Annotated in this window: 12 protein-coding genes; 4 read left to right on the top strand and 8 right to left on the bottom strand. The window is 69.4% G+C overall.

Annotated elements, in window-relative coordinates:
• Window positions 1-20 precede the first annotated feature (20 nt).
• A complete protein-coding gene (locus tag ACQ4L4_RS13345) occupies window positions 21-620 on the top strand; it encodes a DUF308 domain-containing protein (protein WP_431104673.1) in 600 nt (199 codons plus the stop codon).
• A gap of 67 nt (window positions 621-687) precedes the next feature.
• On the opposite strand, the gene ACQ4L4_RS13340 is transcribed toward ACQ4L4_RS13345, so the two are convergent.
• Genes ACQ4L4_RS13340 through ACQ4L4_RS13330 form a run of 3 tightly spaced genes read right to left on the bottom strand, consistent with a single transcriptional unit; the run spans window position 688 to window position 4,412 of the window.
• The gene (locus ACQ4L4_RS13340; RefSeq protein ID WP_431104672.1) at window positions 688-1,689 is read right to left on the bottom strand and encodes an oxidoreductase; all 1,002 of its coding nucleotides are present in this window, start codon (window positions 1,687-1,689) and stop codon (window positions 688-690) included.
• 43 nt (window positions 1,690-1,732) lie between these two features.
• Entirely contained in the window at window positions 1,733-3,463 is a 1,731-nt protein-coding gene (locus tag ACQ4L4_RS13335; RefSeq protein WP_431104671.1) for a UDP-N-acetylglucosamine-peptide N-acetylglucosaminyltransferase, read from the bottom strand.
• A gap of 19 nt (window positions 3,464-3,482) precedes the next feature.
• Window positions 3,483-4,412: a LysR family transcriptional regulator gene (locus ACQ4L4_RS13330; RefSeq protein ID WP_431104670.1), complete on the bottom strand. Its 930-nt coding sequence runs from the start codon at window positions 4,410-4,412 to the stop codon at window positions 3,483-3,485.
• A gap of 289 nt (window positions 4,413-4,701) precedes the next feature.
• Between ACQ4L4_RS13330 and ACQ4L4_RS13325 the strand changes: the two genes are divergently transcribed.
• The 3 genes from ACQ4L4_RS13325 to ACQ4L4_RS13315 all read left to right on the top strand — a co-directional run bounded on the left by ACQ4L4_RS13325 (window position 4,702) and on the right by ACQ4L4_RS13315 (window position 8,583).
• The gene (locus ACQ4L4_RS13325) at window positions 4,702-6,027 is read left to right on the top strand and encodes an amidohydrolase family protein (protein ID WP_431104669.1); all 1,326 of its coding nucleotides are present in this window, start codon (window positions 4,702-4,704) and stop codon (window positions 6,025-6,027) included.
• Between the two features lie 26 nt (window positions 6,028-6,053).
• On the top strand, window positions 6,054-7,376 hold the full coding sequence (locus tag ACQ4L4_RS13320; RefSeq protein WP_431104668.1) for an arabinose transporter: 1,323 nt from the start codon (window positions 6,054-6,056) through the stop codon (window positions 7,374-7,376).
• Between the two features lie 88 nt (window positions 7,377-7,464).
• Entirely contained in the window at window positions 7,465-8,583 is a 1,119-nt protein-coding gene (locus tag ACQ4L4_RS13315; protein WP_431104667.1) for a PA0069 family radical SAM protein, read from the top strand.
• A gap of 307 nt (window positions 8,584-8,890) precedes the next feature.
• Here the strand turns inward: ACQ4L4_RS13315 and ACQ4L4_RS13310 are convergent, their stop codons facing one another.
• The 5 genes from ACQ4L4_RS13310 to grpE form a co-directional block, all read right to left on the bottom strand.
• Entirely contained in the window at window positions 8,891-10,591 is a 1,701-nt protein-coding gene (locus tag ACQ4L4_RS13310) for a phosphoethanolamine transferase (protein WP_431104666.1), read from the bottom strand.
• A 107-nt stretch (window positions 10,592-10,698) separates the two neighbouring features.
• Window positions 10,699-12,312, bottom strand: a complete 1,614-nt coding sequence (locus ACQ4L4_RS13305) for a response regulator (RefSeq protein WP_431104665.1) — start codon at window positions 12,310-12,312, stop codon at window positions 10,699-10,701.
• Window positions 12,313-12,537: 225 nt separating this feature from the next.
• Window positions 12,538-13,689, bottom strand: coding sequence for a molecular chaperone DnaJ (gene dnaJ, locus ACQ4L4_RS13300; protein ID WP_377152758.1), 1,152 nt, complete (start codon window positions 13,687-13,689; stop codon window positions 12,538-12,540).
• 120 nt (window positions 13,690-13,809) lie between these two features.
• On the bottom strand, window positions 13,810-15,825 hold the full coding sequence (gene dnaK, locus ACQ4L4_RS13295; protein WP_431104936.1) for a molecular chaperone DnaK: 2,016 nt from the start codon (window positions 15,823-15,825) through the stop codon (window positions 13,810-13,812).
• Between the two features lie 52 nt (window positions 15,826-15,877).
• Window positions 15,878-16,420: a nucleotide exchange factor GrpE gene (gene grpE, locus ACQ4L4_RS13290; RefSeq protein WP_431104664.1), complete on the bottom strand. Its 543-nt coding sequence runs from the start codon at window positions 16,418-16,420 to the stop codon at window positions 15,878-15,880.
• Between the last annotated feature and the right edge of the window lie 191 nt (window positions 16,421-16,611).

Genomic DNA, 16,611 nt, shown 5'->3' with positions numbered 1-16,611 from the left:
CCACTGGAATTCACCTCATCATGTCCAAACACATCGACTCCTCCGTCTCCTCCGTCTCCTCCGTCCTGAAGCAGGACCATTGGCTCAAGCGCTACTACCTCACCCGCGCGCTGTTCTCCATCGTCTGGGTCGCCGCCGCGATCGTGATCGGCAGCCGGTCGCCCGCGATCGCCGCGGTGCTGCTGGTCCTCTATCCGGCCTGGGACGCCGCCGCGAACTGGGTCGATGCCAACGCCAGTGGCGGCCTGGCAGCCAACCGCACGCAGCGCATCAACGTGTGGGCGAGCGGTATCACGACGCTCGCCGTCTGCCTGGCGCTGACCGCGGGCATGAACGCCGTGCTCGGCGTCTTCGGGGCCTGGGCGATCGCGTCGGGTCTCATGCAGCTCGGCACGGCGCTGCGCCGCTGGAAGTCGCAGGGCGGGCAATGGGTCATGGTGCTGAGCGGCGCCCAATCCGCGCTGGCTGGCGGCTTCTTCATCGCGCAGGCGCAGAAGGCCGACGTTCCCTCGATCGTGAATGTCGCGGGCTACGCCGGCGTCGGCGCGCTGTACTTCCTCATCTCCGGCATCTGGCTGACTGTCAGCCTCTCGCGTCGGGCGAAGAAGGCATCCGCCTGAGCGCTGCGCGATGAAGGACGCCCTGGAGCCGCATGGGCTCATGCGGTTCGGGGGCGATGCGGCGGGGTCAGGTGTTGAGCGTTACGCCCGTGAGCCGCTCGCTGAGCGACCACAGCCGCTCGGCCTGCGCCGGGTCGATCGCCCAGGGCCGCACGCCGCCGTCGAACACCTCGCCGTCGGCCACGACGCGCGCGATATCGCAGTTCTCGCAATAGAGGCCACCGAGGCCGTCCAGTTGGCGGCTGGTCGCGCACCACAGCGTGGTGGCCGCCCCCTGCGAGAGGTTCTTGTAGCGCCCGCCTTCCTCGACCGACATGCCCGCTGGGGCAACGCCATGGGCGTTGTCCGGAGAGAGGCCGAAGGCGGCGTAGTCCTCGGCGGTGAGATCGCGCGTCAAGTCCGTGAGGATGGCGCCCGGATGCACCGCGAAGCCGCGCACGCCCTGCGCCGCGCCTCGTTGATCGAGGCCGACGGCGAAGAGCGCGTTGGCGGATTTGGACTGGCCGTAGGCCTGCCACTTGTCGTAGGGGCGTTGCGCGAAGTCCGGATCGTCGAAGTCGACCGGCGCGAAGCGGTGACCGAGCGAGGTCAGCACGACGACACGCGCGGCGCCCGCGCGCAGCAGCGCGGGCCACAGCCGCAGCGTCAGCTCGAAATGGCCGAGGTGGTTGGCGGCGAACTGGCTTTCGTGACCCCGCGCGTCGCGACGCAAGGGCGTCGCCATGATGCCGGCGTTGAGGATCAGCAGATCGAGCGCGTCGCCGCGGCCGACAAGCTCGTCCGCGAAACGCGCGATCGAGGCCGGGTCCAGCAGGTCCATCGCGGCCTGCTCGACGTTCGGGAGTCCTTGGAGGGCGACCTGCGCCTTGTCAGGACTGCGCGCCGGCACGACGACCCGCGCGCCTGCCGCGGCGAGCCCACGCACGGTTTCCAGGCCGAGACCCGCATAACCGCCGGTCACGACGACGCGCTTACCGGTGAGGTCGACGTCGCGCAGGATGTCCGTCGCCGTGGTCGTGGGGCCGAGGCCGGAGGGCAGGGGATGCTGGTGGGTGTTCATGCCGGACATGATCTGCCACCGGGCCGCGGACGGCCATGCCGTCAGATCCGGATCAATTGCCTGATCGTCCGGCCTGCAGGGCTTCCGGCGGCAGGCCCGCCACGGCACGGGTCCACATGCGCTCGTAGAGCGCCTCCAGGTCGCGCGCGAAGGCCGGCGAGTCGATCCATGCGGGGATCGCCGGGAGCGCCCGGTCGGCTTGATCCGCTTGATCCGCTTGATCCGACTGATCCGCCTGATCCGACTGATCTACTTGACCTGCCTGAACCGCTCGGCTGGCGAGTGCGCAGATCTTGTCGACATACGCCTCGGGCGTGTCGCAGACCAGCCCGAACAACCCGGCCTGCACGAGCAGGCTCTCCGCCACGCGTGACGCGAACCCCTCACCGCGCAGCGTCACCACCGGCACGCCGGCCGCGAGCGCATCGCTGGTCGTCGTGTGCCCGTTGCAGGGCCAGGTGTCGAGGGCCACATCCGCCGCGGCGAGCCGGTTCCAGTGCTCGGCCATGCCCACCGGCGGCATGAACACGATCCGCTCCGGCGCGATGCCGCGCGACGCGGCCTCGGCGCGCAGCTGCGCGTCGGCCTGCTCGCCGCCGCTGAACTGCCACAGCAGCGCCTGCGGCAGGCGATGCAGGATCGTCATCCATGCGTCGAAGACGGTGGGCGTGATCTTCAGCACCACGTTCGCCGACAGCAGCACGACCGCGTCGTCCGGCAGGCCGAGTTCAGCGCGCGGCGTCGGCTCGATGCGCCGCGTCGCGTCGCCGGGCTGGTAGCAGCGCGGCAACTGCGCGATGCGTTCGGCGTAGAACGGCGCCTCGTCGAGCGGCGTCACGATCGCGTCGCCGATGACGTAGTCGATGAAGTCGGCGCCGCAGGTGCCCGGAAAGCCGAGCCACGCGACCTGCACCGGCGCCGGTCGCGCCGCCAGCGCGATGAAGCGGCTGCCGGCGGTGTGGCCCTTCAGGTCGACGGCGATGTCGACGCCCTCGGCGCGCATGCGCGCGGCGATGCCGGCGGGATCGAGATCGCCGACATCGATGAAGCGCTCGCAGGCGGCGCGGACGCGCTGCTGCAGCGGCGATCCGTCGTCGGGCCCATGCGAGAACAGCAGCACCTCGAAGCGCTCGCGATCGTGGCACTCGAGGACCTCCACCATCAACGCGGCGGTCGCATGAGCGTGGAAGTCGGAAGACAGATAACCGATGCGCAGCTTCGGCTTGTCGACGGCCGTCACCGGCGGCAGGGCCGCGATGCCCCGGCTCAGGAAACGCGTGCTCAGCCGAGCGACCTTCAGCAGATCCGCCGCCTCGTGCGGCAGCGTGGCCAGCGCGAAGGGCACGCCGAATTCATCGTCGGCGTCGTCGGGCTTGGCCCGGATGACGGCGTGCAGCGCGCGCAGGTTCTCGTCGAAGTCCAACCAGCGCGCGCACTGCTGGTCGCCGTGGGCCTGGTAGGCCTGCGCCATGACGCTGTCGGGTCGCAGCGCGGCGACGGTGCGGAAGCACTCGGCGGCCTCCGCCTTCATCTGCAGCGACTGCAGCGCGAAGGCCAGCTGCAGGTAGGCGTCGACGTCGTCGATCTTCAGCGCCAACGCCTGCATCAGCGGGCCGATCGCGTCCTGCACGCGCCCGCTGCGCCGCAGCGATTCGCCGAGGTAGCGCTGGAGCTCGTTGGACGCGACCTGCGCATGCGGTTCGAGCAGCGCGACGGCCTCGGCGTAGCGGCCGCGGCCCATCTCGTGGAGGGCGTTGCGCAACAGGTCTTTGAGGGCATCCATGGGGGACGATTATGGAAGCTCAGGCCGCCGTGCCCGACGGCGCGCAGAGCTCGATGCAGAACGCCATGAACGCCTCCACCGAGGCCGGCGGCAGCCGCCGCGACGGCCGCACGATGTGGAGCGGGAAGGTCTCGCCCGGCCAGTCCGGGAACAGCTCCACCAGCGTGCCGTCCGCGAGCAGGTGCTCGACGCTGAGCGCCAGCACCTGCGCCACGCCGGCGCCCGCCACGCAGGCCTGCACCATCGCGTCGGCGTCGGTCATCGTCAGCGAGCCCGAGGTGGCCACCGTCAGCTGTTCCTTCGCGCGGCCCTTGCCGCGGACGAAGATCCATTCGAACGGCCGGCCGCGCTGCGGATCGATGTACTGGAGGCAGTCGTGCTTCGCCAGCTCCGCGGGCTTGCGCGGGCGTCCGCGCCGGTCGAGGTAGGACGGCGCCGCCACCGTCAGCACGCGGTTCTCCAGCAGCTTGCGCGAGGTCATCGTCGACGCCGGCTGCGGCCCGAAGCGCACGGCCACGTCGACGCCCTCCGCGACCAGGTCGCCGCTGCCCGGGAACTGCACCATCGTCAGCGTCAGGTCCGGGTAGAGCGCCTGCAGCCGGGGCAGGGCGGGCGCGAGCACGTAGCGCGCGAACAGCGGGTTCAGGCTCACCCGCAGCGCGCCGCGCACGCTGACCGCCGCGCCGGAGACGACGTTGGCCGCCTCCTCGATGCCTTCCAGGTGCGGCACCGCGTGCTCGTACAGCCGCGCGCCCTCGCCGGTGAGGTGCAGCGAGCGCGTCGTGCGGTCGAGCAGCCGCACGCCCAGCCGTTCCTCCAGCCGCGACACCGCCCGGCTCACGCCCGAGGCGGACATCCCCAGCACCTCGCCGGCCTTGCTGAAGCTGCCCGATTCCACCACCGCGGCCAGCACGCTCATGCCGGCCAGCAGACGTCCGTCGATGCTCATCGCCTGTCCCTCATCGCCTGTCCCATTGCCTGTCCCATTGCCTGTCCCATTGCCTGTCCCATTGCCTGCCCCTCATTGCCGGTCCCCTAACGCGTGCCCGTCGTCGCCTGCCTCCGGCGAGTACGTCATCGGTGAGTGCATCTTTGAATTTCAGCAAAGATCATTTGAGCGACTCTACCTTTATCAAAAGTCGCCCGCTTCGCATCATTCGGTCCGTTGCCTCAATCCCGAGTCGACTCCCTCCCGAGTCCTCAACGAATCCCAGCGATTCCCCCCAACGGAGTTCCCCATGACCGATCGCGACATCCTCTTCAAGGCCGGCACCGTCATCACGATGGATCCCGCGCTGCCCAACCTGGCCGTCGGCGACGTGCTGGTGCGCGACGGCCGCATCGCCGCCGTCGGCGCGGCCCTGCCGGCCGGCGACGCCGAGGTCATCGACGCCGCCGGTTGCATCGTGATGCCCGGCCTGGTCGATGCCCACCACCACGCCTGGCTGGGCGTGATGCGCCGGCTGATGCCCGACGTCGACGACCTCTTCGCCTACATCGACGTGGTCGCCGAGCGGCTCGGCGCGCACTTCCGCCCGCAGGACATGTTCACCAGCACGATGCTGACGGCGGCCGCCTCGCTGGACGCCGGCATCACGACGATCGTCGACGCCTGCCACAGCGCGCGCAGTCCCGAGCACACCGATGCCGCGCTCGACGCGCTGGATGCCTCGGGGATCCGCGCGCTGCACATGGTCGGTCCGGCGATGGACAAGGGCGCGTCGTCGGCGCATCTGCCGGGCGATCTGGCGCGCCTGGCCGCGCGCTGGAACGCGAGCGGCAGCCGCGTGAAGGTCGGCCTCTTCGGCCAGTTGAAGCTGGACTGGTGGGAGGTCGCGCGCGGCCTGGACATGCGCATCCTGACCGAGTTCATCGGCGACCTCGCGCAGCTCGGCCCCGAGTTCGCGAAGCCCGGCGTGCTGGGTCCGCACAACCTCTTCAACCATTGCACGCGCGTCCCCGCGGCGACGTGGCGGCTGTTCGCCGACGCCGGCGTCAACATCACCGTGAATCCGCGCTCGGACGCGCTGTTCGGCTTCGACGACGAGACCTTCGCCTACCAGGTGGCCGTCGACCACGGCCTGACGCCGGCGCTGGGCATCGACCTCGACACCGCCTTCGGCAGCGACCTGTTCGGTGAGATGCATGCGCTGTTCCACCAGCAGCGCGCGGCGATGCGCTATCGCCGTTTCCGCGGCGAGGCGGACGTCCCCGCGCCGATCGGCGTCGAGGAAGTGCTGCGCGCCGCCACCGTCAACGGCGCGCGCGCGGCGGGCCTCGAGGATCGTGTCGGCACGCTGACGCCGGGCAAGGCGGCCGACCTCATCATGGTCCGCACGCAGGGCGCGGCCGTGTTCCCGGTGACGAACGCGATCGCCACGATCGTGCAGGCGGTGGAGCGCGCCGACGTCGATACCGTCGTGGTCGGCGGGCGCCTGCGCAAGCGCGGGGGGCGGCTGGTCGATGTCGATCTGGCGAAGCTCGCCGCCGACGCGGCCGCGTCGCGCGACTTCCTGCTCAGCGCCAGCGGGCATCGCGTCGACCTGTTCAAGACAGCCGCCTGATCGGCCCACCGCCCCCGGGAGATCCCATGCCTGCCATCGCTTCATCCCGCGTGGACGAGGCGGCGCGGCTCGACGCCGCGCCGCCGCCCACAGCCACCTCCACGCCCGTGCCCGTGCCCGTGCCCGCATCCGCATCTGTGCCCACGCCCGCGCCCGCGCCCACGCCCGTGCTGACGCGTCCCGCCCCGGGTGTCATCGCAGCGCTGTTCTGCGGCTACCTCGCCGTCGGCCTGCCGTTGCCGGTGCTGCCGCTGTTCATCCATGAGCGGCTCGGCTTCGACGCGCTGACGGTCGGGCTCGTCATCGGCCTGCAGTTCGCCGCCACGGTGCTGACGCGCGGCTACGCCGGACGCCTCGTCGACGGGCAGGGCGGGCGGCGCTCCGCGTTGCAGGGGGCGCTCGGCTGCGCGGTGGCGGGCCTGCTGTACCTGGTCGCCGCGCTGCCCGGCTGGTCGTCCGCGACGGCGCTGGCGATCGTCGTCGCCGGGCGGCTGGTGGCCGGCTTCGGCGAAAGCCAGTTCGTCACCGGCTGCGTGTCCTGGTCCATCGCCTCGGTGGGCCCGCAGCGCGCCGGCTTGTCGATGTCGTGGACCGGCATCGCGATGTTCGGCGCGCTCTCCATCGGCGCGCCGATGGGGATGTGGCTGTATCGCGGCCACGGCGGCGGCCACGGCGGCGGCCATGACGGCGCCCACGGCGTGGCCGCCGTGATGGCCGCCTGCATCGCGGCGCCGCTGGCCGCCTGGGCCATCGCGCTGGCGACGCCGGCGTGGCGCATGGCCGGTGGCCCGCGGCTGCCGTTCCGGCGTGTCGTGGGTCAGATCTGGCGCCAGGGACTCGGCCTGACGCTGCAGGGCGTCGGGCTCGCCGGCCTGACGGCCTTCGCGTCGCTGTACTTCGCGGCGCGCGGGTGGTCGCAGGCCGGCATCGTGATGACCTGCTTCGGCGTCGGCTTCATCGCCGTGCGGCTGCTGCTCGGACATCTGCCCGACAGGATCGGCGGTCGGCGCGTGGCGCTGTGGTCGCTGGTCGTGGAGGCGATCGGGCAGGGCCTCGTCTGGTACGGGCCGCAGCAGGCCGTCGCGCTGGCCGGCGCCTTCGTGTCGGGCCTGGGCTGCGCGCTGATCTACCCGGCGCTGGGCGTCGAGGCGCTCAAGCGCGTGCCGCCCGCCAGCCGCGGCAGCGCGATCGGCGCGTTCGCGGCTTTCCTCGACATCGCCTACGGCCTGGCCGGCCCGGCGGCGGGGCTGGTGGCCGGCCGTTTCGGATACGCGGCGGTGTATGCGCTGGGGGCGGTGGCGGCGCTGCTCGGTGCGGTGCTGGTCGTCACGGACGGTCAGAAGGCATGAGCCCGACGGATGCCGATGGGTGTCGACGGATGTCGATGGGTGCCGATGGGCACTGGCATTCGTCGGCGATACTGTATAAATTGACAGTATGCCGCAAGACACCAGGATCGCACCCCCGCCGCTGTACATCCAGGCCGACGCGCTGAAGGGCCGGGGCAGCGCCTGGGCGATGCCGCACCGCTTCGAATCGCGAGAGCGCGAGCAGTACGACGACGGCTGGGGCACGCTGGACCAGGAGGCGCTCGAGGAACACATCGCGCCCAGGACGCAGATCATCGAGGAGCACGCGAAGAAGATCGTCAGCGGCAACCAGTCGCCGGACATCGGCTTCGACCTGTCGATCAATCCGTACCGGGGCTGCGAGCATGGCTGCATCTACTGCTTCGCGCGGCCGACGCACAGCTACCTGAACCTGTCGCCGGGCCTGGATTTCGAGACCAAGATCATCGCGAAGGTCAACGCCGCGGAGCGGCTGCGGGAGACGCTGGCCTCGTCCGCGTACAGGCCCGCGCCGCTGGTGCTGGGCACGGCGACCGACGCCTACCAGCCGATCGAACGCAAGCTGGGCATCACGCGCGCCGTCGTGGAGGTGCTGACCGAGGCGCGGCATCCGTTCTCGGTGGTGACGAAGTCCAGCGGCATCGAGCGCGACCTGGACCTGATCGTGCCGATGGCGTTGCGGCGGCAGGTGTCGGTCTATCTGTCGGTGACCTCGCTGGACCCGGCGCTGTCGCGGATCCTGGAGCCGCGCGCGGCCTCGCCGCAGCGGCGGCTGCAGACGATCAGGACGCTGGCGGAGGCGGGCGTGCCGGTCGGTGTCAGCGTGTCCCCGGTGATCCCGTTCCTCAACGAGCCGGAGCTGGAGCGCATCCTCGAAGCCGCCGCGCAAGCCGGGGCGACAAAGGCCTTCAGCATCCCGCTGCGGCTGCCGTGGGAGGTGGCGCCGCTGTTCCACGACTGGCTGCGGCTGCATCAACCCGACAAGGCGGCGCGCATCATGGCGCGGCTGCACGACATGCGCGGCGGCAAGGACAACGATCCGCGTTTCGGCACGCGCTTCACCGGCGAGGGGATCTGGGCCGAGCTGCTCCAGCAGCGGCTGCGCAAGGCCTCGAAGCGCCTGGGCCTGGGCCGCGAGCGGCACCAGTTCGACTTCAGCGAGTTCCGTCCGCCGGCCAAGGTGGTGGGACAGCAGTCGTTGTTCTGAAGACATCGCGCGGTCACGTCTTAGGCCAGGCAAGACCTGTCCCCGATTCGTCGGCGAGATTGGCTCGTCGACGACGCAATGACCTTCCTCAGTATGCGCAGGGGGAGTGACCTACCGAGATCAATACCCCCCGTTGAAACGCTCTTCGGAGGGAATGTTTTCCGGGCGCATCACGCAGAGACTGGTTGCCATTGAGTCGAGGGCGTGAGCTGCTTGAAAAATCCGTCATGGAAATGTGGCGAAGTCTTGCGGGACCGTTCGCGGACCAACGGCACCCAATTGGAGGTCGCCCAAACCTCAGTTGTGATCACCCGCGCCGGCAGGCGCCCACCCAGTCCCAGTCCTTGCGGTAGACCGAGGTCTCCACGCCGCTGAGACTCAGCACCGTGTGATACAGCCCGTCGTGCGACATCGGCGTGTCGCGACGCTGCGTCAGGCAGGCGCTGTCGAGCTTCTGCGACTGCCGCGTCTGCTCCGGCAGCCACAGGATCAGCGGCACGTGCTTCTGCTGCTTGGGCGCCAGCGCGTAAGGCATGCCGTGCAGGAACAGGTTGTTCTCGCCCAGCGACTCGCCGTGGTCCGACACGTAGAGCAGGCTCGGGTCGAAACGCTGCTCCTGCGTGCCCAGCCAGTCGATCGCCTTCGCCAGCACATGGTCGGTGTAGGCGATCGTGTTGTCGTAGGCCTTGCGGACCTGGTCCAGCTCGCACTGCTGCAGCGCGTTGCTGCGGCACTCGGGCTGGAAGGGCTTGCGGTCGTCGGGCGTGCGCAGGTAGTAGGCGGGGCCGTGGCTGCCCATCTGATGCAGCACCAGCACGACGCCGCGCGCGACGCGCTGCGGATCCAGCGCGGCGATGCGCGCGTCCAGGTCGTGCAGCATCACCTCGTCGAGGCACTCGCCGTCCGCGCGGCACAGGCCCGCGGGAATCGGGTGATCGGGCCGGGCGGGATTGATGGCCTGCGCATTCGGCACGCGGTCGCAGATGCCTTTGCAGCCCGCCTGATTGTCCAGCCACAGCACCGCCAGCCCGGCGCGCTGCAGCACGTCCAGCAGCGTCTGCTGGTTGCCGGGATGGTCGACATACACCTCGCGGCCCAGCTGCGAGAACATGCACGGCAGCGACGCCGCCGTCGACGTGCCGCAGGAGGCGACCTCGCGGTAGCTCACCACCGGCTTCGTCGACAGCTCCGGATTGGTCGGCCGGTCGTAGCCGTTGAGCTGGAAGTTGTCGGAGCGCGCCGTCTCGCCGACCACCAGCAGCACCAGCGGCGGCCGCGCGCCCGCGGCACGCGGCGTGAGCCTGGCATCGGCGGCGACGACCTCGAGCGGACCTTTGGGCTTCTTCTGCTTCTGCGCGGCCAACGCGGCGCTCGCCCAGATCGCGTTGATCGGGCTGACCATCTTGGTCAACGTCTTGTTGTTGCGCAGCGTGGAGGCCAGGTCGGCCGTCCGCGTCGCCGCCAGGCCGACACCGACCGCCAGCGCCAGGGCCACGCTCGCCAGGTTCCATCCCAGCCGCTTGAACCAGCGCGTGTCGCTCAGGCGCTGCCGCCAGATCCAGACCAAGGGGATCAGCGCGATCACCGCGACATGCGCCGCCAGTCCCCAGCCGATCAGGTCGCGCGTCTCGCGCACGTCGGTCTGCAGCGCGTTGGTGATCATCGTGCTGTCGATGATCACGCCGTAGCTGCCGATGAAGTAGGCCAGCGGCGCCGTCATCAGCAGCATCAGCGTCAGCAGCGGCTTCACCGCCACGCGCCAGGCCAGCAGGCTGAAGGCGGCGGCCAGCACCATGATCACGATGCCGGCGAAGACGATGACGAACAGCTTGCCCGAGGCACCGGCGTAGTCCGGCATGCCCCACATCCGCTGCCACAGCGGCCAGTTGCCGAGCACGCCGACCCACAGGGCGCCCAGCCATGTCAACACCAGCGGCGAACGGCCTCCCTTGGCGCCTGCAGCGGCGGCCTCGCGGGTCCGCGAGGTCGATGAATCGGAAAACGGCATCGTGTCGTGTCAGGCCGGCAAAAGGAAACCCGCCCTTGTAGTTGTCCTACCTGAAGCTCCCCTGAAGCATCCCTCCGCAGGCCCGCAGCCCCGCCCGGAATGCGCAGTCATCCTCGCAAGGCCATGCCGCCGCCCCGGGCGGCCTTCAGCCCGTGGCCGCCGGTCTGCACATACCGGCGCTGCAGGTCCTCGATCCGCGGCTCCAGCGCCCCCGGGTCGCTCATCCGGTCGCGGTAGCGCTTGAGCACCAGCGCGGCCATGTCGATCAGCTTGGCGTTCAGCGTCAGCGTCCCCTGCTCGACCAGCAGTTGCACGCCGGTCTGCGCGTCGCCGCGCATCGCATGGCGCATGGCCGTCTCGGAGATCGCGAACACCCGGGCATTCGCGTCGCGCAGCAGCTGCGTGCTGGGTTCGTGGCCTTCGGCCATGCGGATCATCACCTCGGTCGCCGACTTCGAACTGCAGAAGCGCAGGCCGAGCTGGCTCATGAGCGTCTCCATCTCGCTGAGCTCGATGTCCTGCCGCGCCATGCGCACCCACAGCGCGACCAGCAGGCTGGCGGCCTCGAGGTCGAAGTCCTCGTCGACGGCGCGTCGCGCGAACCGGCGCGCGAGGAGCAGCGCGTCGGCCAGCTTGCGTTCCATCAGCAGCCGCAGGCCCTGCATCAGCACGTCGAAGCCCTGCAGGCGCTGGTCGCGCGGTGCGCGGTCCATGCCTTGCATCAGCGCGTCCATCGCGTATTTCAGGCCCTTGCCGTCCTTCGCATCGAAACGCATCAGCGCGATCAGGGCCAGGCTGTGCGCATCGAACAGCTTGGAGCGCAGGCCCTGCGCCACGCTGCGCTCGAGCATCTTGAGCGCCTCGTCGCGCTGCCCCGCGTAGAAGGCCAGCGTGCCGCAATGCTGCTGCCGCAGCAGGCAGCCGGGCGTCAGCGTCGCGGCGGTGCGGTAGGTCGCGAGCGCGGCGTCGATCTCGCCCTGTTCCATCTGCACCCGGCCCATCAGGTCGTAGCTGTCGGCCTGGTCGGGCATGTCGCCGATCAGCGTCTCCAGCGTGCGGCGCGCGGCGCTGAGGTTGCCGCTGGCGACCTCGGTGCGCGCCACGCCCAGCCGCGCCCAGGGCACGGTGCGCGCGGCGATGATGGCCTCGTAGAGTTCACGCGCCTCGGTGTGGCGCTCCAGGCGCAGCAGCAGTTCGGCGCCGATGCGGGCGGCGTACAGCCAGTAGGTCGCCTTCAGCTGGAAGCGCTCCAGGCAGAGGTCGGCGGCGCGGTTGAAGTCCCGCGCGTCGATGGCGTCGAAGATGCCCTTCAGCTCCAGCTTGCGATGCCGGGCGTTGGCCAGCCGGTCGGCCAGCGCCGCGCTCGTGTAGGGCTTGACGAGGTAGGCGTCCAGCGCCGCCTCGGCGGCCTCGGCGACCTTCGCGTACGAGGCTTCGCCCGTGACCATCACGAAGACGGTGGAGTAGGGCAGCAGCTGCTCGCGCCGCAGCTCGTCGAGCAGATCCTGGCCCGACAGCTCGGAGCCGTCGAAGTAGTAGTCGCACAGGACGATGTCGTAGGGCTGCGTCTCCAGGATCACGCGGGCGTCGCGCACGCGGGTGGCCTGGCGCACGTGGCCGACGCCGAGCTCGCGCAACTGCGCCGTCATCAGGCTGCGCGAGTTCGCGTTGCCGTCGATGACCAGCGCCTGCGTCTTGCCCAGCGGACTGGCGAGCGTCATGGCCGCCGCCCCGCGGCGCCGCGCCACCCGTGCCGGGCGGGCGCCCATGTGAAAAAGCCCGCCTCCGAAGAGAGCGGGCCGGCAGCACCCCAACGATTTGTGCGAATGTCGTCAACCACGGACCGATTGTCCGCCCGGCGACTGTGGCCGGCCCCCCGGGTTTGCGTGGGTGGAACGGCCCGATTCGTGAATCGTGGCGAGGGCTTGCGTGTCGCTGCTGGCGATTTACTTGAAGAGATCCTTGACCCGGTCGGTCCAGCTCTTCGCGTTGGGCGAGTGACGCTCGCCGCCGTCGCGCAGGCTCTTGTCGAGTTCCTTCAACAGCTTGCGCTGGTGCTCGGTCAGCTTCACCGGCGTCTCGATGCTGATGTGGCAGTACAGGTCGCCCGGATAACTCGAGCGCACGCCCTTGATGCCCTTGCCGCGCAGCCGGAAGGTCTTGCCGTGCTGGGTGCCCTCGGGCAGCTCGATCTCGGCCTTGCCGCCCAGCGTCGGCACCTCGATCGTGCCGCCCAGCGCCGAGGTCGTGATCGACACCGGCATCGTGCAGTGCAGGTCGTCGCCGTCGCGCTCGAAGATGTCGTGCTGCTTGATGCGGATCTCGATGTAGAGATCGCCCGACGGACCGCCGTTGACGCCCGGCTCGCCGTTGCCGGCCGAGCGGATGCGCATGCCTTCGTTGATGCCGGCCGGGATCTTGACTTCCAGCGTCTTGGTCTTCTTGATCTTGCCGGCGCCGTTGCAGGTCGTGCAGGGCTCCGGAATGATCTTGCCGGTGCCGTGGCAGTGCGGGCAGGTCTGCTGGATGCTGAAGAAGCCCTGGCGCATGTGCACCGTGCCGCTGCCGCCGCAGGAGCCGCAGGTCTTGGCGCTGGTGCCGGGTTTTGCGCCGCTGCCGTGGCAGGTCTCGCAGCCTTCCCACGACGGGATGCGGATCTGCGTCTCCTTGCCGCGCGCGGCTTCCTCCAGCGTGATCTCCATCGCGTAGCTCAGGTCGCTGCCGCGATAGACCTGCTGGCCGCCGCCCTGGCGCCGGCCACCGCCGCCGCCCTGCTGGCCGAAGAGGTCGCCGAAGATGTCGCCGAAGGCCTCCGCGAAGCCGCCGAAGCCTTCACCGCCCTGGCCGCCGCGGAAGCCCTGGTTCGGATCCACGCCCGCGTGGCCGTACTGGTCGTAGGCGGCCCGCTTCTGGCCGTCCGAGAGCATCTCGTAGGCTTCCTTGGTCTCCTTGAACTTGTCCTCGGCTTCCTTGGCACCGTCGCCCTGATTGCGGTCAGGGTGGTACTTCATCGCGAGCTTGCGATACGCCTTCTTGATGTCCTCTTCGCTGGCGTTCTTCGCGACGCCCAGGACTTCGTAATAGTCACGCTTTGCCATGGATCTTCCTGCGGGCCTCAAACCAAAACGCCGCGCGAGGCTGGCGGCCTCGCGCGGCGGCTGTCAATCGACAGCGATTGCCGTGCGCGATGCCGACGTGAGGGTCGGCATGCACGACGCTTACTTCGAGTCCTTGACTTCCTTGAACTCGGCGTCGACGACGTTGTCGTCGGCCGGCTTGGCCGAGGCCTGCGCACCCGCCGCTTCCGCATGCTCGGCACCGGTCGCGCCGGCGGCGCCACCCGCCGCGCCGGCCGCCGCCTGGGCGGCCTGCGCCTCGGCGTACACCTTCTCGCCCAGCTTCTGGCTGGCGGTCATCAGGGCTTCGGTCTTGGCGTCGATGTCGGCCTTGTCCTCGCCCTTGATGGCTTCTTCCAGGTCCTTGATCGATGCCTCGATCTTTTCCTTCTCGCCGGCTTCCAGCTTGTCGCCGTGCTCGGTCAGCGACTTCTGCACCGAGTGGATCAGGCCGTCGGCCTGGTTCTTGGCCTGGACCAGCTCGACCTTCTTCTTGTCCTCGGTCGCGTTGGCCTCGGCGTCCTTGACCATCTTCTCGATCTCGGCCTCGGACAGGCCGGAGTTCGCCTTGATGGTGATCTTGTTTTCCTTGCCGGTGCCCTTGTCCTTGGCGCCGACGTGCAGGATGCCGTTGGCGTCGATGTCGAAGCTGACCTCGATCTGCGGCAGGCCGCGCGGCGCCGGCGGGATGCCTTCGAGGTTGAACTCGCCCAGGCTCTTGTTGGCCTGCGCCAGTTCGCGCTCGCCCTGGTAGACCTTGATGGTCACGGCGGGCTGGCTGTCCTCGGCGGTCGAGAAGGTCTGGCTGAACTTGGTCGGGATGGTCGTGTTCTTCTTGATCATCTTCGTCATCACGCCGCCCAGGGTCTCGATGCCCAGGCTCAGCGGGGTGACGTCCAGCAGCAGCACGTCGGTGCGTTCGCCGCCCAGGACCTGGCCCTGGATCGCGGCGCCGACGGCCACGGCCTCATCGGGGTTCACGTCCTTGCGCGGGTCCTTGCCGAAGAACTCCTTGACCTTCTCCTGCACCTTGGGCATGCGCGACATGCCGCCGACCAGGATGACGTCGTCGATCTCGCCCACCGACACGCCGGCGTCCTTGATCGCGGTGCGGCAGGGGGCGATCGTGCGCTCGATCAGCTCGTCCACCAGCGACTCCAGCTTGGCGCGGGTCAGCTTGATGTTCAGGTGCTTCGGACCGGTGGCGTCGGCCGTGATGTACGGCAGGTTGACGTCGGTCTGCGACGAGTTGGACAGCTCGATCTTGGCCTTTTCAGCGGCTTCCTTCAGGCGCTGCAGGGCCAGCACGTCCTTGGTCAGGTCGACGCCCTGTTCCTTTTTGAACTCGCCGATGATGTAGTCGATGATGCGCTGGTCGAAGTCCTCGCCGCCGAGGAAGGTGTCGCCGTTGGTCGACAGCACTTCGAACTGCTTCTCGCCGTCCACGTCCGCGATCTCGATGATCGAGATGTCGAAGGTGCCGCCGCCCAGGTCGAAGACCGCGATCTTGCGGTCACCCGCGCCGTGCTTGTCCAGGCCGAAGGCCAGGGCCGCGGCGGTGGGCTCGTTGATGATGCGCTTGACGTCCAGGCCGGCGATGCGGCCGGCGTCCTTGGTCGCCTGGCGCTGCGCGTCGTTGAAGTAGGCCGGCACCGTGATGACGGCTTCGGTCACTTCCTCGCCGAGGTAGTCCTCGGCCGTCTTCTTCATCTTGCGCAGGACTTCGGCGGAGACCTGCGGCGGGGCCAGCTTCTTGCCGCGCACTTCCACCCACGCGTCGCCGTTGTCGGCGGCGGCGATGGTGTAGGGCATCAGGTCGATGTCCTTCTGGACTTCCTTTTCCTGGAACTTGCGGCCGATCAGGCGCTTCACCGCGTACAGCGTGTTGCGCGGGTTGGTCACGGCCTGGCGCTTGGCCGAGGCGCCGACCAGCACTTCGCCGTCTTCCTGGTACGCAATGATCGACGGGGTGGTGCGGGCGCCTTCCGCGTTCTCGATGACGCGGGTGGTGTTGCCTTCCATGACAGCGACGCACGAGTTGGTCGTGCCCAGGTCGATGCCGATGATCTTCTTCTTAGCCATGTGGTGCTCCTGAGGGGATGCTTCTGATCTGTGGATAACTTGCCCGGGTTCAAGGGCCCGGCTGCGTTTTTGTGCGAAGTCGGTGCGTTTATTTGGGCGCGGTCACGGTGACCAGCGCCGGGCGCAGCACGCGGTCGGCGATCAGGAAACCCTTCTGCAGCACGGTCACGACGGTGTTCGGGTCCTGCTCGGCCGGCACCACGGAAATGGCCTGGTGCTGGTGCGGATCGAATTTCGTGCCGGCGGCCGGGTTGATCTCGACCACCTTGTTGCGCTCCAGCGCGGACTGCAGCTGGCGCAGCGTGGCATGGACGCCCTGGAGGACCTGCTCGACGCTGGCGTCGGGCAGGGCGATGGCGGCCGAGAGGCTGTCCAGCACCGGCAGCATCGCTTCGGCGAAGCCCTCGACGGCGAACTTGCGGGCCTTGGTCGTGTCGTCCTCGCCGCGGCGGCGGGTGTTCTCCACTTCGGCCTTGGCGCGCAGGTAGGCGTCGGACATCTCGGCCAGGCGGCGCTCGGTGTCGGCCAGCCTGGCCTCCAGCGTTTCGGGCACCGCCGCGGCGGCGGCGGCGGCAGCTTGCTGGGTCAGTTCGTCCAGCGTCGGATCGGGATGTTGGTTGTCAGTCGTCATGGTTGGAATGCCCCAATGCGGATGCCCGGGCCTCTCTGCGAAGGCGCGGCCGGCCTCTGGACGGCCAGCCTGCGTCGGGCGACCCGCCGCATCTGAGGCCCATGGCCGGAACTTCAAGAGGGGGATTTTGGCATCCGTGCGCGGGCAAACCCCGGGCCTGCTACCGGGGGTGGTCGCCCAGGGGTGAGTTC

The organism is Roseateles noduli (assembly GCF_050626985.1).
Lineage (GTDB): Bacteria > Pseudomonadota > Gammaproteobacteria > Burkholderiales > Burkholderiaceae_C > Roseateles > Roseateles noduli_A.
This window is presented reverse-complemented; position numbering and strand designations above follow the sequence as displayed.